The 26,321-nt window shown below is 72.2% G+C and carries 25 protein-coding genes; 10 read left to right on the plus strand and 15 right to left on the minus strand.

Translation table 11 applies throughout. From position 1 onward, the window contains the following. Positions 1 to 53: 53 nt before the first annotated feature. Complete coding sequence (locus EV378_RS01030) at positions 54 to 668, plus strand: helix-turn-helix domain-containing protein (RefSeq protein WP_132420879.1); 615 nt, start codon at positions 54 to 56, stop codon at positions 666 to 668. Here EV378_RS01030 and EV378_RS01035 read toward each other — a convergent pair. From EV378_RS01035 to EV378_RS01065, 7 genes are all read right to left on the minus strand, one after another. Further along, complete coding sequence (locus EV378_RS01035) at positions 611 to 1,420, minus strand: oxamate carbamoyltransferase subunit AllH family protein (RefSeq protein WP_165922087.1); 810 nt, start codon at positions 1,418 to 1,420, stop codon at positions 611 to 613. The two genes, EV378_RS01030 and EV378_RS01035, sit on opposite strands and share 58 nt — an antisense overlap. 236 nt (positions 1,421 to 1,656) lie before the next feature. Next, on the minus strand, positions 1,657 to 3,075 hold the full coding sequence (locus tag EV378_RS01040; RefSeq protein ID WP_132420881.1) for a YlbE family protein: 1,419 nt from the start codon (positions 3,073 to 3,075) through the stop codon (positions 1,657 to 1,659). Continuing rightward, on the minus strand, positions 3,072 to 4,544 hold the full coding sequence (argH, locus tag EV378_RS01045; RefSeq protein ID WP_132420882.1) for an argininosuccinate lyase: 1,473 nt from the start codon (positions 4,542 to 4,544) through the stop codon (positions 3,072 to 3,074). The genes EV378_RS01040 and argH overlap by 4 nt, the downstream gene beginning before the upstream one ends. After that, positions 4,541 to 5,557 carry a 1-aminocyclopropane-1-carboxylate deaminase/D-cysteine desulfhydrase gene (locus EV378_RS01050; protein ID WP_165922088.1) on the minus strand — a complete coding sequence of 339 codons (1,017 nt, stop codon included), beginning with the start codon at positions 5,555 to 5,557 and terminating at the stop codon, positions 4,541 to 4,543. Before EV378_RS01050 ends, argH begins: the two co-directional genes overlap by 4 nt. After that, the gene (locus tag EV378_RS01055) at positions 5,554 to 6,915 is read right to left on the minus strand and encodes a class-II fumarase/aspartase family protein (protein ID WP_132420884.1); all 1,362 of its coding nucleotides are present in this window, start codon (positions 6,913 to 6,915) and stop codon (positions 5,554 to 5,556) included. Before EV378_RS01055 ends, EV378_RS01050 begins: the two co-directional genes overlap by 4 nt. Further along, a complete protein-coding gene (locus EV378_RS01060; RefSeq protein ID WP_132420885.1) occupies positions 6,900 to 7,808 on the minus strand; it encodes a DUF7714 family protein in 909 nt (302 codons plus the stop codon). The genes EV378_RS01055 and EV378_RS01060 overlap by 16 nt, the downstream gene beginning before the upstream one ends. Next, positions 7,805 to 8,569 carry a phosphosulfolactate synthase gene (locus tag EV378_RS01065; RefSeq protein WP_132427215.1) on the minus strand — a complete coding sequence of 255 codons (765 nt, stop codon included), beginning with the start codon at positions 8,567 to 8,569 and terminating at the stop codon, positions 7,805 to 7,807. Before EV378_RS01065 ends, EV378_RS01060 begins: the two co-directional genes overlap by 4 nt. Positions 8,570 to 8,622: 53 nt before the next feature. Between EV378_RS01065 and EV378_RS01070 the strand changes: the two genes are divergently transcribed. Continuing rightward, positions 8,623 to 9,573: an AIR synthase related protein gene (locus tag EV378_RS01070; RefSeq protein WP_165922089.1), complete on the plus strand. Its 951-nt coding sequence runs from the start codon at positions 8,623 to 8,625 to the stop codon at positions 9,571 to 9,573. Positions 9,574 to 9,581: 8 nt separating this feature from the next. Here the strand turns inward: EV378_RS01070 and EV378_RS01075 are convergent, their stop codons facing one another. Then, positions 9,582 to 9,929, minus strand: a complete 348-nt coding sequence (locus EV378_RS01075) for a hypothetical protein (protein ID WP_132420887.1) — start codon at positions 9,927 to 9,929, stop codon at positions 9,582 to 9,584. A gap of 97 nt (positions 9,930 to 10,026) precedes the next feature. Between EV378_RS01075 and EV378_RS01080 the strand changes: the two genes are divergently transcribed. Together EV378_RS01080 and larC are read left to right on the plus strand one after the other, a co-directional pair. Next, positions 10,027 to 10,416 carry an OsmC family protein gene (locus EV378_RS01080; protein ID WP_165922090.1) on the plus strand — a complete coding sequence of 130 codons (390 nt, stop codon included), beginning with the start codon at positions 10,027 to 10,029 and terminating at the stop codon, positions 10,414 to 10,416. Positions 10,417 to 10,543: 127 nt separating this feature from the next. After that, positions 10,544 to 11,794 carry a nickel pincer cofactor biosynthesis protein LarC gene (gene larC, locus EV378_RS01085; RefSeq protein ID WP_132420889.1) on the plus strand — a complete coding sequence of 417 codons (1,251 nt, stop codon included), beginning with the start codon at positions 10,544 to 10,546 and terminating at the stop codon, positions 11,792 to 11,794. 29 nt (positions 11,795 to 11,823) lie between these two features. Here larC and EV378_RS01090 read toward each other — a convergent pair whose 3' ends face one another. From EV378_RS01090 to aac(3), 4 genes are all read right to left on the minus strand, one after another. Beyond that, positions 11,824 to 12,180, minus strand: a complete 357-nt coding sequence (locus EV378_RS01090; protein WP_132420890.1) for a hypothetical protein — start codon at positions 12,178 to 12,180, stop codon at positions 11,824 to 11,826. A gap of 589 nt (positions 12,181 to 12,769) precedes the next feature. Beyond that, positions 12,770 to 14,989, minus strand: a complete 2,220-nt coding sequence (locus EV378_RS01095) for a hypothetical protein (protein ID WP_132420891.1) — start codon at positions 14,987 to 14,989, stop codon at positions 12,770 to 12,772. Continuing rightward, on the minus strand, positions 14,986 to 15,411 hold the full coding sequence (locus tag EV378_RS01100; RefSeq protein ID WP_132420892.1) for a hypothetical protein: 426 nt from the start codon (positions 15,409 to 15,411) through the stop codon (positions 14,986 to 14,988). The genes EV378_RS01095 and EV378_RS01100 overlap by 4 nt, the downstream gene beginning before the upstream one ends. 93 nt (positions 15,412 to 15,504) lie before the next feature. Further along, complete coding sequence (gene aac(3), locus EV378_RS01105) at positions 15,505 to 16,341, minus strand: aminoglycoside 3-N-acetyltransferase (protein ID WP_207908537.1); 837 nt, start codon at positions 16,339 to 16,341, stop codon at positions 15,505 to 15,507. Between the two features lie 97 nt (positions 16,342 to 16,438). Here aac(3) and EV378_RS01110 point away from each other — a divergent pair, with 97 nt between their 5' ends. Continuing rightward, positions 16,439 to 16,921: an RDD family protein gene (locus EV378_RS01110; RefSeq protein ID WP_132420894.1), complete on the plus strand. Its 483-nt coding sequence runs from the start codon at positions 16,439 to 16,441 to the stop codon at positions 16,919 to 16,921. Between the two features lie 175 nt (positions 16,922 to 17,096). On the opposite strand, the gene EV378_RS01115 is transcribed toward EV378_RS01110, so the two are convergent. Genes EV378_RS01115 through EV378_RS01125 form a run of 3 tightly spaced genes read right to left on the minus strand, consistent with a single transcriptional unit; the run spans position 17,097 to position 19,739 of the window. Next, positions 17,097 to 18,188, minus strand: a complete 1,092-nt coding sequence (locus EV378_RS01115; protein WP_132420895.1) for an acyl-CoA dehydrogenase family protein — start codon at positions 18,186 to 18,188, stop codon at positions 17,097 to 17,099. Beyond that, a complete protein-coding gene (locus tag EV378_RS01120; protein WP_132420896.1) occupies positions 18,166 to 19,332 on the minus strand; it encodes an acyl-CoA dehydrogenase family protein in 1,167 nt (388 codons plus the stop codon). Before EV378_RS01120 ends, EV378_RS01115 begins: the two co-directional genes overlap by 23 nt. Then, positions 19,329 to 19,739, minus strand: a complete 411-nt coding sequence (locus EV378_RS01125; protein ID WP_165922091.1) for a hypothetical protein — start codon at positions 19,737 to 19,739, stop codon at positions 19,329 to 19,331. The genes EV378_RS01120 and EV378_RS01125 overlap by 4 nt, the downstream gene beginning before the upstream one ends. 123 nt (positions 19,740 to 19,862) lie before the next feature. On the opposite strand from EV378_RS01125, the gene EV378_RS01130 reads away from it, so the two are divergent. From EV378_RS01130 to EV378_RS01150, 5 genes are all read left to right on the plus strand, one after another. Further along, positions 19,863 to 20,792 carry an SDR family NAD(P)-dependent oxidoreductase gene (locus EV378_RS01130; RefSeq protein ID WP_132420898.1) on the plus strand — a complete coding sequence of 310 codons (930 nt, stop codon included), beginning with the start codon at positions 19,863 to 19,865 and terminating at the stop codon, positions 20,790 to 20,792. Continuing rightward, on the plus strand, positions 20,793 to 22,289 hold the full coding sequence (locus EV378_RS01135) for an AMP-binding protein (RefSeq protein ID WP_132420899.1): 1,497 nt from the start codon (positions 20,793 to 20,795) through the stop codon (positions 22,287 to 22,289). Positions 22,290 to 22,366: 77 nt separating this feature from the next. Continuing rightward, complete coding sequence (locus tag EV378_RS01140) at positions 22,367 to 22,759, plus strand: nuclear transport factor 2 family protein (protein ID WP_165922092.1); 393 nt, start codon at positions 22,367 to 22,369, stop codon at positions 22,757 to 22,759. A gap of 227 nt (positions 22,760 to 22,986) precedes the next feature. Further along, complete coding sequence (locus EV378_RS01145; RefSeq protein WP_132420901.1) at positions 22,987 to 24,228, plus strand: ATP-grasp domain-containing protein; 1,242 nt, start codon at positions 22,987 to 22,989, stop codon at positions 24,226 to 24,228. A 33-nt stretch (positions 24,229 to 24,261) separates the two neighbouring features. Beyond that, a complete protein-coding gene (locus tag EV378_RS01150; RefSeq protein ID WP_207908538.1) occupies positions 24,262 to 26,295 on the plus strand; it encodes a hypothetical protein in 2,034 nt (677 codons plus the stop codon). Positions 26,296 to 26,321: the final 26 nt, after the last annotated feature.

Here is a 26,321-nt window from a genome sequence, read left to right on the forward strand (position 1 = left end):
TAGATGATGGTCGTTTACGATACTAATCGACATTGGCGTGTCAAGGAGATCCGATGGCCGGAGCGGCGACCCTGCCGGATGACGGCGCCCCTGCGGTCGGGGGCGAGGCGGAGCGCGACGCGATCGTGCGCGCGATCGGCCCCAAGGTCCGGCAGCTCCGCCAGGACAACGGGCTGTCCCTGCAGCAGCTCGCGCGACGTGCCGACGTCTCCGCCGCGGCGATCCACAAGGTCGAGCGCGGGGACATGGTCCCGACGGTCACGACGCTGCTGAAGCTCGCGTCGGCGCTCGGGCGGCCGATGGGGCATTTCGTCGACGGCGACGGGGAACCTCCCGCCGTCGCGCATCACGTGCACGCCGACGACCGCCCGGCCGCGCCGTCGCTGCCCGGCGTGGCGGAGTCCGTCGTGTCCGGCCCGCCGGAGCGGTTCACCGTGCGCGGCAGGATCACCGACGTCGAACCGGGCGCGGGGCTGGAACCGGACCGGCACGGCGGCGAGGACCTGCTGCTGGTGCTCGACGGCGCGCTGGACGTCTCCGTCGGCGACGAGCGGTACACCTTGTCCGAGGGCGACTCGCTGCACTTCCCGGCCGACCACCGCGTCCGGGTTCACAACGCGACGTCCGACCCGGCCCGCGTGCTCCGGGTGTCCAGCCGGGGCAACTGAGCCACCCCGATCCGCAGCCCGGCGAGCAGGCACGCCCCGGAGCTCGCCCCGATCGCGCTCAACCGGCTCTCCGCCCGTTCGTCCGCGCGTCCCGCGGCGAGCGAGACCAGGACGTCGTGGGCCGGGGCGAGGCTGTGACCGCGCGCGGCCCAGTGCAGGAACGCCGCCGCCGCTCCGGTCGTCCGGACACCGGCAACCGCTGCGTCCAGCCGGGCCTCCGCCGCCGTCCCCCACCGTGCCCGCGCGACGAGGACGATCCCGGCCAGCAGGTCGTCGCCCGCCGGGGTGAGCCCGGGCCCCCGACCCCCGAGCAACCCGGCCAGCTCCTCGACCGCCCCGCGCCGTGTCGCGACGTGAACGGGCCCCGGATCGGCCGGAACGTCCCCCGGGATCGCCGTCTCCCACGGCCGGGGCGTTGCCGCTACCGCCGGTCCGTCCGGACCGACACCGTCCGGTCGAGCCACGTGACCGGCGCTGTCGCGCGACCACGACGCCGGAAGCGCGCCCTGCCACGTCGGCACGTCGCAGCGCACGGCCCAGGTCCGCGCCGCGATCCGGCTCCCGTCGCAGGCCACCCGCTCCCCCGCGACCGCGGGCGGCAGCGGTCCGGAGCAAAGGTGCAGCGGACCGGGTTCGACGTCCGCCGACACGAGCGCGACCAACGCCCCGTCCAGCTCGAGGTAGACGGCCTTGCGGTGCACCGACTCCACGTGTCCCCGAGCCCCGGCCCGCGCCGCCTCACGCACCGCCACACCGCGAACCGCCGCACCCCGGATCGGCTGCGCTACCCCGCCCGCCCCGCTCACGGCCCGGCCCGCCATCGGGCTCGGCCGCCGAACCGAGTGGCGTGTTCGGGCGGTCCGGACGACCGGAACCCGCCACTCGATCCCGTCGAACCGGTCGAGTGGTGGGTTCGGGCTGGCCCGACCGCCGGAACGTCACACTCGACGCCCGGGATCCGCCGGCGGACACGGTCGCGCGGCATCGCTCAGCCTCGGGCCAGGTCCTTCAGCGCCTCGGCGAAGCAGGCGATCGGGGCCGTGGCGACGCCCGCCCCGACCTGGCCGGTGCCGCCGTGGGCCGCGAGGATGCCCGTCGTCACCTTCGGCGTGACACCCGACTCGACGACCCGACGAAGATCGACTCCCACCGGGGTGCCGGTGAACCCCATGGCGGGCAACAGGAACCGGCTCGACGTCCCGGCGCAGATCCGCCGGAAGCCCTCCGTCGCGGCTGCCGCGTCGGCCATCGTGCCACCCAGGAACGCGGCCACCGACGGCGAGTTGCCCGCCGCGGGCCCGCCCAGACCGGTCAGTTCCAGCACGGCGCTGTCGCCGATGTCCGGGGCGGCGTCGTCCGGGCCGTAGCCCGAGTAGTAGAGCGCCTCCCCCACCGGCGGCGCGTCCGTGACGTACCACCGCTCCGATCCGGACAGCCGGATGCCGAACGTGGTCCCGTTGCGCGCCATCGTCGTCACGATCGACGAGCCGGTCACCTCGCCCGCCCATGCGGTGAGCGAGCGGGACGCCGCCATCGCGAGCGTCAGGTAGAACAGGTGGTTCCCGCCGAGGAAGCGGGCGAACGGCTCGCGCTGGTCGTCGGGCAGCACGGCGATGTGCGGCAGCCAGGTGCGGGTGATCAGGTTCGTCGCGGCCTGGGTGCGCATGTGCAGGTCGTCGCCCATCGCGACGCCCTGCGCGGCCATGCCCATCACGTCCAGCGGCCCGGCCGCCTCCAGGATCCGGGCGATCGCGGGCCCGGCCACGTCGCGCAGCAGCCGCAGGCGCTCGACGGCGGCGTCGGTGTCCCGGCCGAACCAGGCCGTCTCGCCGGGGCCCTGGTTGATCGGCGCGAACGCCCGCCACGTCCCGGAGCCGTCGCCGGTGTGCTCCACGACCAGCACCGGAGCGGTGGGGCCGATCGCCGTCGCCATCGGCACCACCGTGTCGTGGTGGTTCGCCGGCTCCAGCGCGACGTCGCCCGCGGCCAGCATCGCGTCCGCGGCCGCGACGTCCGGTGCCCACCCCTCCGCGACGGCGGCGGCACGCATCGAGCGGCGCAGCGGGTCGCACACCCGGTCGTAGGTGATCGCCGGACCGCAGTGCAGCAGCGTCCGGTCCGCCATCCCTGGCACGACGTCGGACGCGGGCGCGACCGTCACCAGCGACGGCACACCGGTGTCCAGCCGCCGCACGACCTCGGCGTTCGCCGCGTCGATCTCGGCCGACCGCCTGCCGTACAGCGTGGTCAGCGCCCGGACGAGCTCCGGGTCGCCGCCGGCGGGCGGCCGCCAGTCCACGTGCACGACGGGCACGTCCTGGTCGCGCAGCGCGTCGGCGAACATCGGCAGCCCGACGTTGACGACCTCGACCTCCCGCGGCAGCGACGTGACCGGGGCAGTGCTCATGTCTCCTCCTGGGGGAATGCGACGGCGCGGGCCGCGGCGAGCAGGCGTTCGTCGGCGGCCGAGAACGCCTCTAGCCGCTGGCGCGCGGTGGTGGCGAGCGTGGCGGCCTGCTCCTCGGTGAGGGAGGCCATCCGCGTGACCTCCTGCGGGGCGGCCCCGCCGCGGGCGTCGCGGGACAGCACGATCGCCCACGGGTCGAGCAGGGCCGACAGGTCGTGCCCGGTCGTCCCGAGCGGGCGGCCGAGATGCTCGACGGCGGCCGCGTCGACCATCTCGCCGGTGATCGCGGCGCCCGGAATCCGTTCCCGGCTCGCCGCCCGCACCACCTTCCCGACGATCAGGTAGGCGGTGCGGTAGTCGATGTCGCAGGTCTGCACGAGGTGTTCGGCCAGGTCGGTCGCCTGGCTGTAGCCACGACGGACCTCCTCGGCCATCCGGTCGCGGTTCACCCGCAGCGTGCCGACGACACCGGTGGCCAGCTTCGTGATCCGCAACGCGAGATCGAGGGCGCGAGGCACCTCGCCGTAGGCGTAGATCAGGTTGTCGCTGCGCGCGGACGGGCTCTTGGACACCGCGAGGAACCCGCTGATCCGTCCGATCAGGACACCGCAGGCGCCGCGGATGATCGACAACGAGTACGGGTTCCGCTTCTGCGGCATGAGAACGCTGGCGCGCGTGAACCCGTCGGCCAGATCCACGAAGTCGAACTCGGCCGACGACCAGATCTCCAGGTCCTCGGCCAGCTTGGACAGTGTGGACACGAGGCTGGCGGCCGTCGCGAGGACGTGCACGAACCCGTCGACCTGCCACATGGCGTCGCGGGTGTGCTCGATGACGCCGGAGAAGCCGAGCGTGTCGGAGATGCCCTGGCGGTCGTCGAGCAGGCGGGTGCCGTTCACGCAGCCCGCGCCGCCGGGCGAGCAGTCCACCTCGTCCAGCTCGTCGACCAGCCGGCGCGCGTCGCGCAGGACCGGGTAGACGAAGGACAGCAGGTAGTGCCCGAACGTCGACGGCTGGGCCTGCTGCAGGTAGGTCTGGTCCGGCATGACGGTCTGCACGTGCTCGACGGACCGCTCGGTGGCCACCGACGCGAACCGCGCGGCCTCCGCGGCGAGCTCGGCGATCTGTTGCCGCACATGGAGACGCAGCGCGATCCGCACGGCCTCGCGCCGCGGGCGACCGGCGTGCAGCCAGCCGGCGACGTCGCCGATGCGGGACACGAAGTGCGCCTCGCGGGAGTTGTACGGCTCGCCGAGCGCGGGGTCGTACGGGAACTGGTCCGCCGGCGTCGCGTCCGCCTCCAGCAGCAGCCGCATCAGCTCCCGTTCGGCGTCCGGCGGCACCAGCCCGCGCCGGGCCAGGTCCAGCACGTGTGCCATGTCGGCCAGGTTCAGGCCGCGGTGCAGGAACGGCGCGTCCGCGTTCTCCAGATGGAACCCGGACTCGATCAGCTCCGGGGCTGCGCTCATCGACGTGCTCCTTCGGGGTCGGCCGGACCGGCGGGCGCGGGGATCCGCACCGGCTCCGGCACGAGGTGGGCGAGCGCCGACGAGACGCCGCCGGTGTGCCAGTACAGGACCGGCCCCGGCTCGCCGCCGCGCAGGCGGTCCAGCGCGACGGCGAACGCCTTGGCGCCGTACGTGTCGTCGAGCAGCAGGCCCTCGGTGTGCAGCGCGAACTCGGCCGCCGCCCGGTCCCGCGCGGACGCGACGCCGAATCCCGGCCCGCGCGCGTCGACGATCTCGAGTCGCGACGCGTCCGGTTCCGGTGTCCCGCACAGCTCGGCGCATCCGTCGGCTAGCGAGCGGACCGTCGCCTCGATCTCGTCGCGCGGCCTGGAGACCGACACCGCGAGCAGCCGCCAGCCCGCCGCGACGGCGGCCGCCCCGGCCAGCAGGCCGGCCGCGCTGCCACCCGAGCCGACGGCGATCACGACGAGCGCGGGCTCCGGCAACCGGCCCGTCGCGACCTGGTCGGTCAGCTCGGAGACGGCGCGCGCGAACCCGACGGCACCGAGCGCCGTCGAACCGCCGCGGGGCAGCGCCACCGGGTGCCTGCCGTCCGCCCGCAGCTGCGCCGCCCGCTCCTCGACGGCGGCGTCGACCAGATCGCGTCGCCCCTCGCCCGACGCGACGATCCGCGCACCGGCGGCGCGGGCCAGCGCGATGTTCGGGCTCGTTGCCGCGCACTCGGCGGTCGCGACGACGAGCTCGCAGTCCATCCCGGCCACCCGTGCAGCCAGCGCCGCCGCGGCGACGAAGTTCGAGTCCGGCCCGCCGCCGGTGACCAGCACGTCGCAGCCGCGGGCGACGGCGTCGCCGACCAGGAACTCCAGTGCACGGGCCTTGTTGCCAGCCACGCCGAATCCGGTCAGGTCGTCGCGCTTGATCCACAACGGCGCGCAGCCGAGCGCCGCGCGCACACCCCGCGCCTCGGCGACCGGTGTCGGCAGCAGGGCGAGCCGGGTCCGTGTGAGGCTCACGGGCCGGGCTCCGTGGAACGGGCCGAGGCCGCGCGCGCGAGCACGTCGTCGACCATCGCGGCCGCCACCCGCACCGGTGACCGTCCCGCCCACTCCCGGACCTCGTCGTCGGTGGCCACCCCGCGTGCCACCAGCTGTCCGGCCGCATCGGACCCGCCGTGGACCGACGGAGCGAGCACGTCGTGCATCAGCTCCTGTGCCGCGTTCCGGCCGAGCCGAGCGGTCAGGGCGGCGAGCAGGCGTTCCGAGCCGAGGTCGCCGTGCCGGTCGAGGTTGGCGCGCATGGCATCCGGGTGCACCTCCAGCCCGTCGACGAGCGTGCGCGCCACCGACAGCGCCGTCCCGGTCAGCAGGCACACCTCGGGCAGCGCGACCCACTCCGCCTTCCAGCCACGCCCGTCGCGTTCGTGCAGCGCCACCATGCCCTCCAGCAGCACACCGGACGACGAACGGGCGAGCCGGGCGAGCGTGTCCAGGTGCTCGCCGGCCTCCGGGTTGCGCTTGTGCGGCATGGTGATGCTGCCGACGGCGGCCGGGCTCGTCGGCTCGGACAGCTCGCCGATCTCCGGGCGCTGCAGCTCGACGACCTCGCCGCCGATCCGCGCGAGCGATCCGGCGACGGCGGCCAGCACGAACCCGAACTCGGCCACCCGGTCCCGGCTGGTCAGCCACGACATGCCCGGATCACCGAGCCCCAGCTCGTCGCAGAACGCCGTCCGGAGCGTGAGGGGGTCGGTGATCCCGTCGTGGAACGCCAGCGCCCCGACCGCACCCGCCAGCTGCCCGACGCTCCAGCGCGGCTCCCCGGAGCGGAGCCGGTCGAGGTGGCGACGTAGCTCGTCGGCCCAGGACGCCGCCTTGAACCCGAACGTCACCGGCGCGCCGGGCTGCCCGTGCGTTCGTCCGGCCATCGGCGTGTCCCGGTGGGTCCGCGCCAGCGCCAGCACGGACTCCTCGAGGGCGCACAGATCGGCGCGGACCTGCGCTCCGACGTCGTGCATCACGAGGCCGAACCAGGTGTCGGTGACGTCCTGCACGGTCGCACCGACGTAGACGTGCTCGCGCGCGGACTCCGGCAGTACGGCCCGCAGCCCGCGGATCAGCCCGAGCGTGGAGTGCGACGTCAGCCGTGTCTGCTCCGCGACGAACTCCAGGTCCAGGTTCTCGACGCGGGCGTGGTCGGTGATCGCCGACGCGGCGGCGGTCGGGACGATCCCGGCCCGCGCCTGCACCCGCGCCAGCGCGGCGATCACGTCGAGCCAGCGCTGCCAGCGGGCGCGCTCGTCGAATATCGCCTCCATCGCGGGCGTCGACCACAGGTGCGCGTAGACCGGGGAGTCGGTCAGGCGGGTGACCACGTCGGATACGCCTCCTTCACCAGCAGGTCGAGCGCGTCCCGGACGACCTCCAGCGACGACCCCCACGGCACGGCCACCCACGGTGCGCCGGCCTCGACGCCGTGCGTCAGCTCCTCCTGCTGCAGGCAGCACTTCGTCAGCAGCGGCCCGGAGGCGGGCGACGTGCGCGGGCAGAGGTCCACCCGGGGCGCGTCGGTGCCGTAGAACGCGTGGTGGATCTGTCGCGACCGTTCGCAACCCAGCTGTGTCCAGTCCGCACGGTCCGGATGCTCGTCCAGATACGACAGCCGCGCGCCCGGGATCTCCGCCCCGCCCCCGCGGCACGGCAGCAGGTAGTGCTCGGCCGGGTGCCGGGCGGCGAGCCCGGGCAGGTCGACGACCTCGGGCTCCAGCCGGATCGGCGGCCACGACTCGGTCACCGCGATCATCCGGCGCGCCTGGTCGATCAGCTTCGCCGGGTGCGGCGGAACCACCTCGCGGACGGTGATCGCCAGCGGGCGCGGGTCGAGGATGAAGTTGACGTGCTCGTAGCGCCCCTGCACGACGACGGCGCGCGCACCCGGCGCGTGCTCGCCGGCCGCGCGGGCGAGGTCGGACGGGATGGCCGTGTCGCACTCCGGGTCGTGGACGAGCGCGCACTCGTCGGGGCCCGCCAGCAGCCGCACGCCCGTGATCGGCGCGAACAGCGCGTCCGGCTCGTCCCGGTCCACCCCGACCAGCGCGACCGACCCGTCGCCCGGCAACACCGCGACGAACCGGGTCTTCCAGTACGCGTCGCGGCCGAGGAAGTGCGCGCGCAGCGACACCTCGTCGAGTCCGGTGGCGACGCGGGCGACCGACACGCCGCGATACCGCCCGGGGACGACGTTCGGGCCCGTCGTCGTCGCGCTCACGGGCACGTCCCCACGGGGCAGACGGCCGTGTCCGAGCGCAGCCCGAGCCGCAGCGTCTCCACCCCGAGCAGGTCACCGGTCGCGATGTTGCCGAGGTTCACGTCCGGACCGAACCGCCGCACCAGCCAGGCCTGCTGGGCCGTGCGCGGGGCCTCGAACACGACACGATCGACCCCGATGCCCTCCACCAGGGCCTCGACGACCGCGTCGCGCGGCCGGCCGTGCGTGTCGTAGATCCCGACGGTGCCGCTCGCCCGCCCCTCCGCGACGACGAGTGCCGCACCGGCGTCCCGGTCCGCCACGGCCTCGTCGCGCCAGGCGCCGGGGTCGGGCAGGTCGTCCGGGTCCTTCGTGCCGACCTCGGTGAGCACCGTGAACTGCCTGCTCGCGCGACGCACGAGGTCGCGCTTGTCGTCCGCTCCGATCGGCATCGTGCCCCGCGAGACCTCGACGTGTGTGAACCCGGCGCCCGCGGCCCAGTCCAGGCACGCGTCCACAACGCCCTGGCTCCACGCGATCTCCAGCATCGTGCCGCCCAGGCAGGTCGCGACGTGATGGCGACGCAGCACGGCCAGCTTCTCGACGACGGCGGCGTCCACATAGGCCGTCCCCCACCCGGTCTTCCAGATGTCGACGTACGGACCGGACCCGGCCAGCACGTCCGCCGCGCCGGCCGCCGTCACGCCGGTGTCGAGGACGTGGGTGAGGCCCCGGTCGCGCGGCTTGGACGCGCGTTCCGGCACGGACAGGAAGTTCGGCATGGCCACGCGTTCACCTTAGGTCAGATAGTGGATGAAGAACTACTATGGGAAACGTGCCGACCCTGGACGATCTCGCGAACTCCCTCCGCGCCCATCCCGGCTGGACCTCGAAGTCCACGATCGGGCTGGTCTCGGAGGTGCTCGGGCCCAGCGACTGGCAGGAGGGCCCCGGTGACGACGGGGCCGTCGTGCCGACCGCCGGCGGTCGTGTCGTGGCCTGCGGCGAGGCGCTGCTGCCCGCGTTCGTGGCCCGCGATCCCCGTGGCGCAGGCTTCGCCGCCGTGCTCACCAACGTCAACGACCTGGCCGCCATGGGCGCGGTCCCGCGCGGCATCGTGGACACCGTCGTCGCCGACGAGATGACCGCCCGCGCCGTCCTGGAGGGCATCCGGCACGCGTGCACGTTGTACGACGTCGAGGTGCTCGGCGGGCACCTGACCCGCCACGACGGCGAGCCGGCCGTGTCCGCGTTCGGCGTCGGCGAGGTCGACGTGCCGTTGTCGGTGACGCGGGCCAGGCCCGGCCAGAGCCTCGTCGTCGCCGCGGCGACGGACGGACGCATGCGCGCCGACTTCCCGTTCTTCCCGGCGTTCGAGCAGCGCGCCGAGCGCTCCGCGGGCGACGTCCGGACGCTCGCCCGGCTGGCGTCGACCGGAGCGGCCGTGGCGGCCAAGGACATCAGCATGGCGGGACTGGTCGGGTCGCTGGCGATGCTGCTCGAGTGGGGACCGCTCGGCGTGACGCTCGACCTGGACGCCGTGCCCGCCCCCGCCGGGGTGGCCCCGCTCGCGTGGCTGACCTGCTTCCCGAGCTTCGGCTTCCTGCTGTGCGTCCGGCCCGGCCGGGAGGGCGAGGCGCTGGCGGCGTTCCACGAGCGCGGGATCGCGGCCGCGGTCGTCGGAGAGCTGGACGACACGGGCCTGCTCGACCTGCGCCGCGGGACCGAGACCGCGACCGTGGTCGACCTGCGGACCGAACCGGTCACCCGTCTGGTGCGCCGGTGACCGCTCGCCTACCGTGCCACCAGCTCGAGCAGCTGCGCGCCGCCGACGGCGCCGGACGCGGCACGCAGCGCGACGTCCGTGGCGAGGCCGAACAGCCGTTCCATGCGGTCCTGGTCGCGCCAGACGTGCGTCATGGCGAAGTCGTTCCAGCGCTCCGGCGGGACGACGGCCGCGTCGCTGTAGTCCAGCTCCTGCCACGTGACGGCGAGCTCGAGAAGCTCCAGCAGCTCGTCGAAATCGGTCTCGACGAGCAGCAGCCGGTCGTGGTGGTGCGCGTGCCGGCGACGGTCCGCGCAGCGGCACCACGCGGCGTCGAGCGACAGGGTCGCCGTCAGGGGTTCCATCTGGGTCGTCATCGCGACACCTCCTCCTCTCGGGACGCGACGGGCGTGACGCGAAGCACGATGTCCGACGATGTTGCACGGTTGTTGCAGGGGAACGAGGAGGTCGTACGTGGAACGCACCGTCACCGCCGTCCGCGAGGAGGGCCTGCGCTGCCGGGTCCGCGCCGGCGCGTTCGATCTGGTGGTCGACGAACCGGAGTCGGTCGGCGGGACCGACAGGGGCCCGCAGCCGACCGAGCTGTTCCTCGCGTCCGTGGCGTCCTGTTTCACGCTGGCGCTGTCCTGGAGCGCGCGCAAACGCGACCTCGACCCGTCGTCGATCGAGGTCGAGACGACCGGGATCTACGACGGGCCGCGCTTCTCCACCGTGCGGATCGTCGCGAAGGTCGGGGGGCTGGAGGCGGAGGAGGTCGCGACGCTGGTCACGGCGGCCGAGCGGGTCTGCTACGTGACGAACACCCTGCGCAGGGCGCCCGAGATCGAGATCGACTGGGAGTGACGGTCGTGCTCCACGCGGGCACCGGACTCGTCGGCGACATCGCGCGCGCGGCGCGGCGGGCCGCGTCTTTCCGTGACCCGTTCCGCGGGGCCCGCGGTGATCAGCGGCGCGATCGCCGGACGGCTCGATGATCGGCTGGGTGGACGCGTCGGCGGGGGCGTCCGGGGACATGCTGCTCGGTGCGCTGGTCGGCGCCGGGGTGCCGGTTCGGGTGCTGCAGTCGGCGGTGGACTCCGTCGCGCCGGTGCCGCTGTCGGTCTCGTCGGTGGTGCGCGGCGGTCTGGCCGCGCTGCGCTGCTCTCCCTCGCTTCCGGACGCGCCCCCGGACTCGGCTCCGCACCCGGCTCCGCACCCGGCTCCGCACCCGGCTCCGCACCCGGCTCCGGACGGGCCGCACCCGCACCGGACGTGGGCCGACGTGTCCGCTCTGCTCGCCGCGTCGTCGCTGGCGCCGCCGGTGCGGTCCCGTGCCGAGGCCGCGTTCGGGGCGCTGGCGCGGGCCGAGGGGGCGGTGCACGGCATCCCGCCGGAGCAGGTCACGTTCCACGAGGTCGGGGCGCTGGACGCGATCGCCGACGTGGTCGGGGTGTGCGCCGGGCTCGTGCACCTCGGGCTCGAGCGGCTCGTCGTGTCTCCGGTGGCCGTCGGGTCGGGCCGGGTCGACTCCGGGCACGGGTCGCTGCCGGTGCCCGCACCCGCCGTCGTCGAACTGCTGCGCGGGGTCCCGACGCTCGCCGGCCCGGGTGATCGCGAGTCCTGCACGCCGACCGGAGCGGCGCTGCTGCGGACCTGGGCCTCCGACTTCGGTCCGCAACCGGCGATGGCCGTGTCGGACATCGGGATCGGAGCGGGCTCGCGCGATCCGGCCGGGCACCCGAACGTGCTCCGGCTGCTCGTCGGGCACCCGCCGGACGATTCCCCCGGGACGATCACGCTCCTGGAGGCCAATGTGGACGACCAGGACCCCCGCGTCTGGCCGACCGTACTGGCCGACCTCCTCGCCGCCGGAGCGGTGGACGCCTGGCTCGTGCCGATCACGATGAAGAAGGGCCGCCCGGCGCACACGGTCTGTGCGCTCGTACCGCCCGCTGCGGTCGCCGCGGCGCGCTCCGTGCTGTTCACCGCGACGTCGACGATCGGCATCCGGGAGTCGACGCGCTCCCGCACCGTCCTCGACCGGGAGATCCGCACGATCACCGTCCACGGCCACGCGATCCGGGTGAAGATCGCCCGCAACGCCGGGACGGTGGTCGACGCCCAGCCCGAGTTCGACGACGTCGAGTCCGCCGCCCGCGCCCTCGGCCTCCCCGTCCGCGTGGTGCTCACCGACGCCGTCCGCGCCGTCCCCGAGTCGTGGCACACCGAGCCACCTCACTGAGGGTACTGACGCCTCCGCCACGCTCATGATCAGCGGAACCGGCAGCAACGCGCCACCACTGGCGCGCCTCGACCACTCCCGCCGATCATCACCGACCCGCCGCTCATCCCGCAACCCATGATCGGCAGAACCGGCGACAACGCGCCACCAGTGGCGCACTTCAGCCACTCCCGCGGATCATCGCCGGCCGGCCCGCTCATCCCGCAACCCATGATCGACAGAACCGGCAGCAACGCGCCACCAGTGGCGCACCACGACCACTCCCGCCGATCATCACCGACCCGCCCGCTCATCCCGCAACCCATGATCAGCGGAACCGGCAACAACGCGCCACCAGTGGCGCACTTCAGCCACTCCCGCGGATCATCGCCGGCCGGCCCGCCCATCCCGCAACCCATGATCAGCGGAACCGGCAGTAACGCGCCACCAGTGGCGCGCCACGACCACTCCCGCCGATCACGACCCGGCCGACGCCCCTCAGACGCAGGGGCAGGCCGCGGCCACCCGCTGACATGGCACTCATGGCTGTCACGCATGCCGGTCGACAGCCACCAGTGCCATCTCAACCGGATTGCGCTCTCCGAGCCGGCGCACGGCGCGGCCACCCGCTCGTAGCTCGCCGTCGCAGGTCGCGGCGCACGGTGCAACGCCAGCCGGGCCCCGCCGGTCCGGTCTACGCCGGGTCACCGCGCCCCGCCCGACCCGGCGCCAGCTGGCGGGTCCGTGATCAGCGGAAATGGTCGGAAGGCGCCACCGGTGGCGCATCTCGACCAGTTCCCCCGATCACCGCCGACCCGCCGGACCCGCCCACTCACCCGGCAACCCCATGATCGGCGGAACCGGCAACACCGCGCCACACACGGCGCACCTCGACCAGTCCCGCCGATCATCGGGGCAGGGCGGCGACCCCGCAGCCCAGGCGCCGAGGAGCCCGCGAATCGTGGCGTGTCCCGACGTCCGCACCGCCCGTGCGCGTCAGGCGTCCCCGCTCCCGAGCTCACCGTGCGTCCTGCGCAGATCGATCGGAACCGTGGGAGGGTCTTGAACTCCACCGGGTGGGAGCGCCATCAGACCGTCGCGACGGCGTTGGTAGTCGATGATCCGACGTCGCCGCCGTTCTCGTTCGTGCTTGACCCAGTCGCCACCTTCCGACGCAATAGCCTCGAGAATACGTAGGGCAGCATTGATTCCGGACGAGTCGCGCGCGAGCTCGAGAAGTGTCCGCGGATCTTCCCTCAGCCGATCGATCAGTCCTTCGTCATAGTTTCCCACGACGACCCGGAGCCACTGCTGATTGTTCAACGTCAGGCGGAGCTCCTGGGAGAGGACCAGCTTGCCGGACGTCGATTCCTCGCTCTCGCGAGGTTGCGGAATCGAGCGCGAGGACGGTCCACTGCCGATTCGGATGCCCGCTTCCTCGACCTTCGCCGACGAGATCGCTTCGTAGCGGAACGAACTCCGGTTCTCATTGCTCATGATCCCCGATCCAAAGTCGAGATCGACGACTGCATGCCGGATTCCGCTCTCGCTCAGCAAGAATACCTGAAGAATGTACCGCGAATGACGTAGAGGGCCGAACAGAACCCTCGCTCGACAACCGGAAGAAGCACCTTCTACGAGGATCACACTACCGATCAGATCTCTGTTGGCGAATCCGCTCTGCCTCATCACCATCGCCTTGAGATAGGCTTTGTCGTAGTCGAGCCAGATGGCCATCTCCGCGTCTGTCGGCCGGTCTTCCATGCTCTTCCACCAGTCCGCGTACGCCTTCCGCTCCTCGCGTAGGCGCGCGGCAGCTTCTTCAGCGCGATGCGTCGCCGCCAACGTCCGCCGGACAAGCCGTGACCCGCCGATGATGATCATCACGGAGGCGCCGCCGAGTCCGAATGTGGTCGCGACTCCGGAGAAGGCCGACTGGGCTACCAGGTTACCGGCGAACACGACGAACCCTGTCATACAGGTCGCGATACCGGCGACGGTCGCCGCGATGACCCCGGGCAGGTGCCGGTGGTCCGCCGAAGAAGTGCGTAACCGTCCTTTTCGCCACTGCTCGGCGACACGATCGCACCGCCACCGGATCAACCATTCCACCTCGGCGACGCGGGGGACCGGATCGACCTCTCCGAACTGCGCTGCGATGTCGTGGGCAATCCATGCGCCGGCCACACGCGTGTCGTGGTTCCAGCGCCTCAGCCCCTCGGGATCCTCGGGCGCGTGCTTCGCGATCCAGAACTGGACGCGGCGCAACAACGCATCCGAGAACCCGGACCCGGTCGCAGGGTTGTATCGCCACTGCCGCTCCACACGGGGATGCGTGGTCTGCCGGGCGTCCAGGACCGATCTGCGTACCCGACCACGAACGACGTCGAGGCCGAAGGTGACCGCCACTCCCGATCCGACGGCGATCAGCAGGATCGCCAGGGCGAACAACCACGAACTCGCGCCCAGCAGGAGCGGGCCGCCCAGATACACACAGAGCAGGAGGAGGGCGGTGCCTCCTACGACCATCCACACCGCACCCGAGCTCTCATCCCGGTTCTCGGGCGGGGTGATGCGAGGCGGGATCGGCTTGTCCTCGAAGAACTTCCACACCCGATCGGTACGATCGTTGCCCATGCGCCGTCGCTCGACCTCGGCCGCGTCGTGCGCCTCCATCTGGTCCTGGAGGCCACCGGCAAGGATCATCTCCAGGTGACGTCGAAGTTCTTCGCGTCGCGCGGCCGGGAGCCTCGAGTATCGGTCGAGCGCCCGTGCGAAGGCCGCCGGATCTGGATCGACCTGCTGCTCCTGAGCGGTCAACGCCGACACCAGTTCGGCGACTACGTCGACCGCGACGGCCCAGCCGTCCGACGGCCGGTCCCGGACGACCGCGAACGCCTGCGCCAACTGATCGAACTCATCTCCGGAGAGATGGTCGAACGGTCTGTTACTCAGAACCGCCAGCGCCCAGTAGTACGCTACCTCATTTGACTTGTAGCCAGCCATGAAGGCCTCGCGGATCATTCCCTCCGCCTGGCGAGGCATATTGCCTTCGAGGTAGTTTCGTCCGACCCGGTACTTCTCTTCCCGCGTGGCACCAGAAAGCTGATAGAAGTTGGCGTCGCCGTGGACCACTCCTATCTGCGTATCGACGTGAGCATCACCCTCGGCGACGTTCGTATAAGCATTCTCCGCCGTCGTCGATGTCTCGGTCATTGAATCCCGCGCACGGCGTTGATCGCTTCGACGACCTTGACGGTCAGAGTCGACAGGCCCTCGACCAGCCCTTTGGCTCGCCTCATCATGATGATGAAGCGGCCCCGTTGCTGTTCATCGTCCAGCGGAAGGCACTCCGCGGCAGCGTCCACTTCTGCCCGGATCGCATCAGCGGTCGGCTCGTCGATCTCGTCCCGACTGCGGGCCCTCCGCAGCTCCACCTGAATCTCGTCGAGGAGCGCAGCCACGACGCGCGTCCCGGCGGACTGTGAGTAGGTGTCGCCGTCGGCATGATTGGCAGCTCTACCTTCCAACCGACCGATCTGGGCACCTACGCGTGCGTTGCCCTTCGCCACGTTCTTGTACGTGTCGCCCATACCGATCTGTGCCTCCCGACGCACGACCACGGCGTCCGACTCCATCCGACCGGTCGGACCGTGAAGGTGGTCGCTGTCCGGAGTCGACGCGTTACCGAGCAGACGGTCGCCGCGAGGCCGGGGCGGTGGATGGCGAACTCATTCGTCGTCGTCATCGTCGTCGGCGGCGGCGTCCTCCTCCATCCACCGCACGGCGAACGCGCAGATCTCCGCCGCGTCGGCGACGAACGAGACGGCGTCCCCGGCGAACCCCGTCCGGCCGCCGCCGGACTCCACGAAGTCGGACACGATCGTCGCGAACGTGCTCCGCGTGTCCCGGCCGGTGATCTCGGCGCCGGTGTCGAACTCCTCGATCAGGCGCCACACGACACCCTCCGGCGTCGCGAACGGCACCTCCCAGTGCACGACCGACTTGTACTCGAGGTCGGCCATGTGCTCGGCGTGGCGCAGCAGCGTCATCGTCTCGACGGGCGCGCCGAGCATCGCCACCTTCCCGCCCACCTCGACGAGCTTCGCGAACGGCGACCCGGGTCCGTAGCCAGGGTTCACCGGGTGGTCGGCGGTGAACCACTCGGCCCTGGCCCCGATCGCGGCGACCGACGCCCGTGGCGAGGCGCTCCGGACCGCGCCCGGCCAGGTGCGCACGAACTCCGGCAGCACGCCGTGCGCCCGGTCGGCGCGGCTGGACCGCGCGTCGAACGGGGGGATGTGCTTGCGCCACCGCCGGGGCACGCGCCCGTCGACGTCGAGGACCACCTCGTAGAGCGCGTTCCAGCCGGTGTGGGCCAGCACCGTGCCGCTGGACGAGACGACGTCGAGCAGGGCGCCGACGAGCGTGTCCGGGCCGTCGATCATCGGCCCGATCTTGGTCAGGGAGCTGTGCACGAGCACCGAGTCACCCCGGCGCAGACCCAGCGAACGCAGGTCGGAGGCGAGGTCGGCGCGCGTGGCGAAGGGCTTCCCGGACGCGGACACGATCCGGAACCGTAGCCGTGTCCGGTCGCGAACGGGCCGCGTCCCGACGGGGTGAACGCCATGGACGGACCACACCGGGCCGGGCACAGTGCCGTCCATGATCAATGATCAGGGCGCCGCACCGACCACGCGGGTCACCGGACGCCGGATCGTCCAGTACGTCCTGGACCTGTTCCTGGCGGGGATCGTGCTGTCGGTGCTCGGCCTGATCGGCAACCTGATCGCTCCGGGCGCGGGCTTCGACCAGCTGAGTACCGGCATGACCTCGCTGAGCAGGCTCACCGCGAGCGGCGGCTGGCCGTCCGCGGCGGCCTCCCTGCTGACGATCCTGGTGTGGCTGGCCGTCTTCGTCGGCGTGCCGATCTGGAGGGGCCGCACCCCCGCGATGGCGCTGCTCGGCCTGCGGATCGTGCGGACCGACGGCACGCGCCCCTCCGGCGGTCAGCACCTCGGGCGGGCGCTCCTGCTCGTCGTCGACGGGTTCGCCGCAGGACTCGTCGGCTGGATCGTGATGCTGTGTTCGCGGCGGCGGCAGCGGATCGGCGACCACGCCGCTGGCACGATCGTCGTCCGGGCCTGAGCCCGGACACGCGCCGGGCGCCGGCCGGGCGCCGACGGCTGCGACGGCGCCCGGCCTGACGGGCGTGCTGGCCGGCCGCGGTGCGGCCGGTTGACGATCCAACGACCGAACTGCGGTCCGGAGAACTGTCGCGGATCACGTTTCACCCCATCGGGTCGGGCGCGTCGCGGCACGGTCACACCCCGATCAGGTCGGCGAGCCGCGCACGGCTCCGAGCGGGTGAGCCGAACAGCAGCTCGTCGGTCTTCGCGCGCTTGTAGTGCAGGTGCGCGTCGTGCTCCCAGGTGTAGCCGACGCCGCCGTGGTAGCGGACCATCCCGTCGGCGACGGCGAACGCGGCCGGTCCGACCTGGACCCTGGCGACGGCGGCGGCCAGCGGCAGCCCGTCCGGGTCGTGGTCGGCGGCCCACGCCGCGGCGCGGGCGACCGGCGTCGCGAGCTCCGTCGCCGCGTACATGTCGGCCAGCCCGTGCTTGACGGCCTGGTACGAGCCGATCTGCCGTCCGAACTGTTCCCGCTCGGTGACGTAGCCGACGGTCTGCTCGACGGCGTGTCGCATCACGCCGACCTGCTCGGCGGCCACCGCGACGGCGGCCAGGTCGGCGACGCGGGCGAGCGCGGCCGTCGCGTCCCCCTCGAGCGGGACGGCCTGCGCGCCGTCGAGGTCGATCCGCGCCAGGCGCCGGGTCGGGTCGAGCGAGCGCAACGGCGTGCGGCGCACCCCGTCGGCTCCGGCGTCGACGCGGAAGAACCGCGGTCCGTCCCCGGTCTCGGCGAGCACGAGCAGCACGTCGGCGGCTGCACCGTCGAGCACCGGAGCGGCCCGGCCGGTGAGCCGGTCGCCGTCGGCCTTCACGGCGCCGCCCGGGTGGAGGATCCCGCCCGGTCCGGGTGCACCGGCCACGGCGACGGCACCGATCCGCTCACCGGACGCCAGGTCCGGGAGCAGCGACGTCTCTCCCGACGCCGACAGCAGGTCCACGGCCAGCACGGACGACCCGAGGAACGGCGACGGCACGAGGGCGCGCCCCAGTTCTTCCGCGACGACGGCACGATCGACGTGCCCCGCACCGGCGCCGCCCGCCGACTCGGGCACGGCCAGCCCGAGCACGCCGAGGTCGCGACCGAGCCGCCGCCACAGGTCCGCGTCGTACCCGGTCTCGGAGCCGAACGCCTCGCGCACCGAGGAGGAGCTCGCGTGGTCGGCCAGCAGGTCCCGCACCGCGGTGCGGAGATCCTCCTGCTCAGCGGTCGGAACGAGCTGCACGGCGTGCCTCCACGGTCGGTTCGCGCGGCAGGCCGAGTACGCGCTCGGCGATGATGTTGCGCTGGATCTCGTTCGTCCCGCCGGCGATGCTGCTCGCCGGCGCCGAGGTCATGCCGAGTTCCAGGCCCCCGCCGTCGACGTCGTCCTCCTCGTGCACGAGCGCACCGGCACCCGCCACGACCCCTGCAGCGTGCACCCCCCGGTAGGCCAGCAGCGCCCCGGCGAGCTTGCCGACCGACCCGCGCGCGCCGGGCGGGCTGCCCGCGGCCGTCTCCTGGTTCAGCAGCACGTTGTAGAGCTCCAGCGCGCGCTCGCTCGCGTACAGCGCGGCGAGCTCGTCGCGCACGGCCGGGTCGTCGGCGGTCCCGTACCGGCGGGCCGTCTCGGTCAGTGCGGCCGAGGTGACGCCGCGGCCGCGGCGCTGGCGCAGCCCGCTGATCGACACCCGCTCGTGGCCGAGCATCGTGCGCGCGGCGTGCCAGCCGCCGTCGACCTCGCCGAGCACCTCGTCGCCCGGCACCCACGCGTCGTCGAGGAAGACCTCGTTGAACGGCGCGTTCCCGGTCATGTCGACGAGCGGGCGGACCGTGACGCCGGGCTGGTCCATGTCCAGCACGAACATGGTCAGGCCCGCGTGCTTGGGCTTGTCCGGGCTGGTGCGCGCCAGCACGGCGGCGTGGTCGGCCCACTGTGCGTTCGACGTCCAGACCTTCTGCCCGGTCAGCCGCCACCCGTCACCGTCGCGGACGGCGCGGGTGGACAGACCGGCGACGTCGGACCCGGCGCCCGGCTCGGAGAACAGCTGGCACCAGATCTCCTCGCCGCGCAGCAGCGGCGTCAAATAGCGGCGGCGCTGCTCGTCGGACCCGAGGTCGACGATCGTGGGCCCGACCATGCCCATCCCGATCAGGAACGGGCGCCCCGGCATGTCGTACGAGGCGGACTCCTCGGCGAACGCCACCGACTCGGCCGCGCCGAGACCCTGCCCACCCCACTCGGCGGGCCAGGTCAGCCCGGCGTACCCGGCCTCGTAGAGCCGCACCTGGTAGTCGCGGGCGGCCGCCACGTCGGTGTGCGCCTCGGCGGGCGGCTCGTTCTCGGTCAGCCAGGCGCGCAGACGCTCCCGCCACCCGTCGTCGGTCATCGGGTCTCCTCCCACTGCTCCCGCAGCCGTCGCTTCGCCGACCTTGCCCGCCGGCGAGACGGGCAGCGGGTCACGCCGCAGCTCCACGGTCTTCGGGAGCTTGTACCGCGACAGCGTCCGGGCCGCATGCTCGACACCGCGTCGGCGTCCAGGTCCGCGCCCGTCGAGAGCTCGACGACGGCGTGCACCACGGTCTCCAGCTCGGGGAGCGACGACCGCAGCGCGGAGAACCGGTCGCCGGGACGCAGGCCGAGGCGGTCGTGCAGCGCCCCGCACAGCCGGGCGACCCGCGTGTGGTGCTCCGCGAACGACGTCCGGGTGCCGGTCCCGTGATCGACGACCGCGCTCCGGTCGGCGCGCCACCGCGCGACCCGGGTGAACTCGCGCGGGAAGACCAGTTCGTCCACTGTGCCCTCCCCGGCGTCGCGGATCCTCGGCCCGAGACTGCGCGCCGGGCGGCGATCATGTCAACGGTATCGGTCAGACCTTTCGCCGGTTAGTGTCGGCGACGGCGAGGGAGGGAGCACGCGATGGGTGAGCTGGACGGGCGGACCGCGATCGTCACCGGCGGTGCGCGCGGGATCGGGGCGTCGATCTCGCGGCGCTTCGCCGCCGAGGGCGCGGCCGTGGTGATCAACGACCTGGGTGGCGGTACCGACGGCAGCGGCAGCGACGCGAGCGCCGCCGAGCAGCTCGCCGAACAGATCCGCGCCGCGGGTGGCCGTGCCGTTGCCGACGGTGGCGACGTCGCGGACACCGCGACCGGAGCCCGGCTCGTCGACACCGCGGTGGAGCAGTTCGGCGGTCTGGACATCCTGATCAACTCCGCGGGCGTGCTGCGCGACCGGATGATCTTCAACATGTCCGACGACGAGTGGGACACCGTGATCCGCGTCCACCTGCGCGGGCACTTCTCGACCAGCCGCGCGGCGGCCGCGCACTTCCGGCAGCAGCGCAACCCGGACGGGCACTACCGGATCGTCAACTTCACGTCGCACTCCGGCCTGGAGGGCTCCCCCGGCCAGGCGAACTACGCGGCCGCGAAGATGGGCATCGTCGGGCTGACGTACTCGCTGGCGCAGGGCCTGGCCCGCTACGGCGTCACCGCGAACGCGATCGCCCCGGCCGCCGCCACCCGGCTCGTCGCGACCGTCGACCCGTCGAAGCGCGCCGTCCGGGACCGCCCCGCCGACGACGACCCCGCCCGCTCCCCGGACAACATCGCCGAACTCGCGCTCTACGTGGCCAGCCCTCGCGCGGACTGGCTGTCCGGGCGGGTGCTCGGCTCGTGGGGGTTCCGGGTCGACCTCTACGAGAACCCGACGGTCGTCGCCAGCGCCACGTCCGACGGTCCGTGGTCGTTCGAGGACCTCGCCGCGCAGCTCGAGGATCAGGCCCGTCCGCTGGCGGACGGCTTGCCGCGCAGCCTGTTCGCCGACCAGGCGGCCCGGAGCTCCTAGGTGGAGTACCCCACCGCTCACGCCCGGACGGCACCCGGCCGGGCGGCGGTGATCGACGAGCGCACCGGCACGACACTGACCTACGGCGCGCTGGAGGAGCGGTCGCGGGCCGTCGCGCACCGGCTCTGGGACGCCGGCCTGCGTCCGGGTGACCAAGTGGCGCTCGCCGTCGCCAACGCCCCCGAGTTCTACGAGTTCTGCTGGGCCGCCCACCGGATCGGGCTCTACTACACGGCGGTGAACACGCACCTCACGCCCGGCGAGGCCCGTCACGTGCTCACCGACTGCGGTGCGGAGGTCCTGCTCACCGACGGCACGCTCCCCGAACTCGACCTCCCGGACATCCGCCTGCGGCTGGCGCTCGGCGAGCCGCGCGCCGGGCACGAACCCTACGAGGACGTCGCGTCCGGGTCGACCGGCCCGCTCCCGCACGAGGGTGAGGGCGAGAAGATGCTCTACACGTCGGGCACCACCGGCGTACCGAAGGGCGTCGCCCGGCCGCTCACCGACGGCCCACCCGGCTCGGTGTTCCTGATCCGCCCGCTGATGCTGCGGATGGGGTTCGGACCGGAGTCGGTGCTGGTCAACCCGGCGCCGCTCTACCACTCGGCGCCACTGGGCTACGGCATGGGCGTGCACCGGCTCGGCGGCACGGTCGTGATCGACGGGCGCTTCGACGCGGCCCGGTGCCTGTCCGCCATGGAGCGGCACGCGGCGACCCACGGACTGTTCGTCCCGACGATGTTCTCCCGCATGCTCGCACTGCCCGACCACGAGCGCTACGACGTCTCCCACCTGGTCACGGCCGCGCACGGCGCCGCGCCGTGCCCGGTACCGGTGAAACGGCGGATGATCGACTGGTGGGGCCCGCGGATCGTCGAGTACTACGCGGGCACCGAGGGCGCGGGCATGACCATGATCGATTCCGACGAGTGGCTGGCCCACCAGGGCTCGGTCGGTCGCCCGGTGTCCGGGGCCGTGCACATCGTCGACCCGGAGACCGGCGACGAGCTCGGACCGGGCGAGACCGGGACCGTCTCGTTCACCGGTGGCGCGCAGTTCCGCTACCACGGCGACGACGCGAAGACCGCCGCCGCGTACGACGACGCCGGCCGGAACACGTTGGGCGACATCGGCCACGTCGACCACGACGGCTACCTCTACCTGACCGACCGCGCGTCGTTCACGGTGATCAGCGGCGGGGTCAACATCTACCCGCGGGAAGCGGAGAACGTGCTGCTCGAACATCCGCTCGTCGACGACGTGGCCGCGTTCGGCGTCCCGGACGACGACCTCGGCGAGGCCCTCGTCGCCGTCGTCGTGCTGGCGGACCCGGCGGCGGACGGGGAGGAGACGGTCCGCTCCCTCGCCGGGTGGTGCACCGACCGCCTGGCCAGGCAGAAGTGCCCGCGGCGCATCACGTTCACCGAGCGGCTGCCCCGCACCGAGACCGGCAAGCTCGCCAAGCGGACGCTGCGCGAGCACTACACCCGCTGACCACCCCCGCCCGCCACGACTGGTTCCCTGGGGAGCCCGGCGCACGGACCGGGTCCCCAGAGGAGGCGGCGGAAGCAGTGACGGACACGCACACCGATGTGGACCGGGTCGCGATCGTCGAGCGGGCGGTCGACGCGTACAACGCGAAGAACTGGGGCCGCTACGTCCTGTTCTTCCGCGAGGACGTGCGGTACTGCCACCACAACCGCGGCGTCGAGTTCTCCGACCGCGCCACGTTCCTGGCCGCGATGCGCGTGTTCGCCGGGGACCTCGCGCCGAACCGCACGCTCGGGCCTGCGGTCCGCTGTGTCCAGTCCGGTGACGTCGTCGTCCGTGAGCAGGTCTGGAGCGGCAAGGCGATCGCCGACTTCCCCGGCGTCGCGGGCGCAGGCGAGGACTTCCGGTTCGAGATCTGCACGGTGTTCGTGTTCGACGGCGACCTGATCGCCGAGTACCACGAGTACGGCTGACACCTCGGGCGGCGCGGTGCGAGATCGCGTCCGACGTCGATCTCGCACTGCGCCCGCGGACGCGACCTGCCCGACCATCCGACCGCCCTTCTCCCGGCAGCGACGAGCACGGCGTTACGCGCACGTGAAGCCGCGCCGTCCCGCGGGCGATTACGGAGCGAGGTAGGGTCCGCGCAGGACACCGGCGAACAGAATACGTGAATTCGCGATAACAGGGGGCATTCTCCATGCCAGGGTCGGACGCGACCAGCCGTAATCCCGACAAGGGATATGTAGCACTTCTCGGATGGAGCCTGAACGCCGTCGAGGCGCTCGACAGGTTCGACCGGCGCTATGTCGTCGTCGCTCCGGACTGGGCCGAGGAGTACTGCTCAGAGCACGAGATCCCCTACGTGCCATGGAACTTCGAGCGGCTCAACGACCGTTCGATGGAGATCGCCGAGACGCTCCAGCAGATGGGCGTCGACGTCGCGATCCCACTGTACGAGGAGACCGTCGAGTGGGCGGGCGCGATCAACTCGGTGCTGCTCGACAACCCTCGTCTGTTCGGCCAGTCGCTGCTGCTGCGCGACAAGTCGCTGATGAAGCGCCGTGCGCAGCTCGGAGGCATCCGGGTCGGGATCTTCGAGGAGGCCCACGACCGCGACGACGTGATCCGTTTCCTGAAGCGGGTCAACCAGACGCTGCTCAAGCTCGACGGCGACCCGAACGACCCGATCCACATCAAGGCGTTCGACAAGGCGGGCACGCTCGGGCACCGCGTCATCCGTACTCCCGACGAGATCGACACGATCCCGGACGAGGAGTTCCCGGTCCTCATGGAGTCGCATCTGGACGGCTGGGAGTTCGCCGTCGAGGCGTGGATCCACAACGGGAAGATCCGGTTCCTCAACATTTCCGAATATGTGCGTCTCGGCTATTCGGTGTTCGTTCCGGCCACGCCCGAACTGGAGCGTTATCGCGAGCAGATCACGCGCCAGATCGAGAAGCTCATCAAGACGTTCGACATCGAGTTCGGGTTCATCCACCCCGAGTACTTCGTCACCAGCGACGGCGAGATGTACTTCGGCGAGGTCGCCTACCGCCCGCCGGGCTTCAAGGTTTTCGAGCTCCTGGAGCGGGCATACGGGTTCAACGCCTACCAGGGACTGGTGCTGGCGTTCGACCCGAAGACGACCGAGGAGGAGATCGAGGCCTTCTTCCCGCGCGAGGTCGTCGACGCGACCGGACACGCCGGCTGCTTCGGTGTCTACCCGCGGCGGCGCGTGGTCAACGAGCTCGTCATCCCGGAGGAGACCGAGGACGACGACTACTACGAGTCGCACGACCTCACGGCCCCGCTGGAGGAGACTGTCACCAAGAGGACCGCGTTCGGCACCCACTGGGGCCTGCTGTACTTCTTCGGTGACGACCCGTACCGGATGCGGGAGCTGTTGAGCAAACAGGAAGAGCTCGACTTCTACGTCTGAGGTCCCCGGGACCGAGGACACTGGAGGAAGTGCGTGATCCCGAGCGCTCAGAGTGAGGACCAGGCGCTGGCCAAGCGTCTGGCCTCGCTCGACGACGCCACCCGCTCCCTGGCCGAGACCCGCGACTTCGGCAAGCACACCAAGATCCGCCGGATGTTGGAGGCGTTGCGCCGCACGTTGTCCCAGCCGGGTGGGCTGGCCGCCGTCCAGTCCCGCGCGCAGGCGCTGGACGAGGCTGGCCTGTTCCAGGGCACCGACTGGGCGTCGCCGGAGATCCTGATCCCGGCACTGGCCGGAACCGGGCTGCGCAACGGCGGCGCGGACACCGTCGTGCTGGAGACGGTCAGCGAGCTGCGGATGCTGGCGATCGCCTCCGGCGACTACGCGCACCCCGCGGTCTCGGCCGAGGAGGCACGACTGTTCGTCTCCCAGGTACTGGCGACGAACCTGTCCATGCTGTTCACGCCGCCCAGCGAGGCCGAGCGGGTGCGACAGGGACGGACCGCACAGCTCGTCCGTGACCTGTTCAGGTACCTGGCCGAGCAGGTCGGCTACGAGAGCGTCCTGGACAAGCTGGTCGAGGAGATCTGGCGGATCCTGCGGCAGCGGCCGATCCAGGTCGACCAGGTCCAGGCGATGATCACCCAGGTCGCGGTCTACCGGGAGGACCCGTCGATCGACATCGGGTCCGCGGGGCAGGGCATCGACCGGTTGATCTCGAGCCTGTTCGGGACGACCGAGGCCAGTCGCGAGGACCCGGGGATCGACGTGTACCGGTCCCGACTCGAGGCGCTGGACACGGCGGGCCTGCAGTACGAGGCCACCGGCTTCGCCCGGGCGATGCACGACACCGGGCTCGTCTCGCCGTACCACGCCGCGCTGCTGCGGTTCCTGGTCACCGAGAGCGACGGTCTGCTCGCCGAAGCGCTCGGGCTGTCCGACACCGGACGGAACTGCCTGCTGCGCTACCACAAGCTGGTCCACGCGCTGATCGACGCGGCCGTGCACCCGCAGACCGCGCAGTGCATCTACGGCCTGGCGCTCCTGCTGGACCGCGGCATCCTCTACGAGCCGCCGGTCGTCCCCGGCCTGTGGCGCCAGCTGACGTTGCAGATGTCGGACTGGGCCCGCGAGCGACTCCTGCTGGCGTTCGGCGACGCACCGTCCCCGGAGGCCCGGCTCCTGGCCGGGGTGCTGTCCATGCTGGGCCTCCCCCTCGGTGTCGGCCAGGGCGACAACCCGACGTGCCAGTCCGCGCGGGCGCTGTCCATGTGGGCCTACAACGACCCGGACTACCTCCTGCAGATGGTCACCTGGGCCGCCCGCGACGACGAGATCGTCATGCACTTCGAGGGGCAGCCGATCTCCTCCCGGGAGAGCACGGGCGGTGTCGCGGCGATGCTGCCGGTCGACCTGGACCCGGTGTCGCTGCTGGTGGTACCGCTGCTGGACCGGATCTACGCGGAGATGGGCCGTCGCTGCGAGGGCAGGCCCGGCGACCCGCACCGCTGGGTCAACCCGGAGTTCCACGGGTGGTGGGCGAGCCGCGGCTTCCACATCAACGTCGACGTCGCGACCGGCCAGCTGATCGATCTCGACGCGTTCGTCCGCGACTTCTACGCCGGCTACCACCCGCTGTACAACGGGAACCAGCCGCTGGTGCACCCGCAGCCGGCGGGCGTCGCGGTCACGGACAGCGCGGCACGCTACATCGGCTGGCACGCGATCACGATCCTGCGGGCCGCGCCCGACCCGGACGGCGTGATGCGGGTGTACTTCTACAACCCGAACAACGACAGCGGACAGGACTGGGGCGACGGCGTCGTGGTCGGGACCGCGGGCAACGGCGAGCGGTTCGGCGAGGGCTCACTGCCGTTCGACCAGTTCGTCTCGCGGCTGTACATCTACCACGTGGATCCGTTCGAGCGGGGTGCTCCGGAGCTGGTGCCGCAGGACGAGATCGATCGTGTGATCGGCTACGTCCGACGCTCCTGGGGTGCCGACCGTCTGCCGTCCGGGGTGCTGCAGGCGTCCCTCGACCAGGCCGCGGAGCGGGCCGAGGGGTAGGCCCGCACGGTCCGTCCGGTGCGTAC

It is taken from the genome of Pseudonocardia endophytica, assembly GCF_004339565.1.
GTDB lineage: Bacteria > Actinomycetota > Actinomycetes > Mycobacteriales > Pseudonocardiaceae > Pseudonocardia > Pseudonocardia endophytica.

Excerpts from the sequence above, each read along its gene's own strand:
- EV378_RS01040 (WP_132420881.1), bottom strand. The coding sequence starts at position 3,075 with ATGAGCACTGCCCCGGTCACGTCGCTGCCGCGGGAGGTCGAGGTCGTC.
- EV378_RS01110 (WP_132420894.1), top strand. The coding sequence starts at position 16,439 with ATGATCAATGATCAGGGCGCCGCACCGACCACGCGGGTCACCGGACGC.
- EV378_RS01100 (WP_132420892.1), bottom strand. The coding sequence starts at position 15,411 with ATGGAGTCGGACGCCGTGGTCGTGCGTCGGGAGGCACAGATCGGTATG.
- EV378_RS01065 (WP_132427215.1), bottom strand. The coding sequence starts at position 8,569 with ATGCCGAACTTCCTGTCCGTGCCGGAACGCGCGTCCAAGCCGCGCGAC.
- argH (WP_132420882.1), bottom strand. The coding sequence starts at position 4,544 with ATGAGCGCAGCCCCGGAGCTGATCGAGTCCGGGTTCCATCTGGAGAAC.
- larC (WP_132420889.1), top strand. The coding sequence starts at position 10,544 with ATGATCGGCTGGGTGGACGCGTCGGCGGGGGCGTCCGGGGACATGCTG.
- EV378_RS01130 (WP_132420898.1), top strand. The coding sequence starts at position 19,863 with ATGGGTGAGCTGGACGGGCGGACCGCGATCGTCACCGGCGGTGCGCGC.
- EV378_RS01145 (WP_132420901.1), top strand. The coding sequence starts at position 22,987 with ATGCCAGGGTCGGACGCGACCAGCCGTAATCCCGACAAGGGATATGTA.
- EV378_RS01095 (WP_132420891.1), bottom strand. The coding sequence starts at position 14,989 with ATGACCGAGACATCGACGACGGCGGAGAATGCTTATACGAACGTCGCC.
- EV378_RS01120 (WP_132420896.1), bottom strand. The coding sequence starts at position 19,332 with ATGACCGACGACGGGTGGCGGGAGCGTCTGCGCGCCTGGCTGACCGAG.
- EV378_RS01090 (WP_132420890.1), bottom strand. The coding sequence starts at position 12,180 with ATGGGCGGGCCGGCCGGCGATGATCCGCGGGAGTGGCTGAAGTGCGCC.
- EV378_RS01075 (WP_132420887.1), bottom strand. The coding sequence starts at position 9,929 with ATGACGACCCAGATGGAACCCCTGACGGCGACCCTGTCGCTCGACGCC.
- EV378_RS01030 (WP_132420879.1), top strand. The coding sequence starts at position 54 with ATGGCCGGAGCGGCGACCCTGCCGGATGACGGCGCCCCTGCGGTCGGG.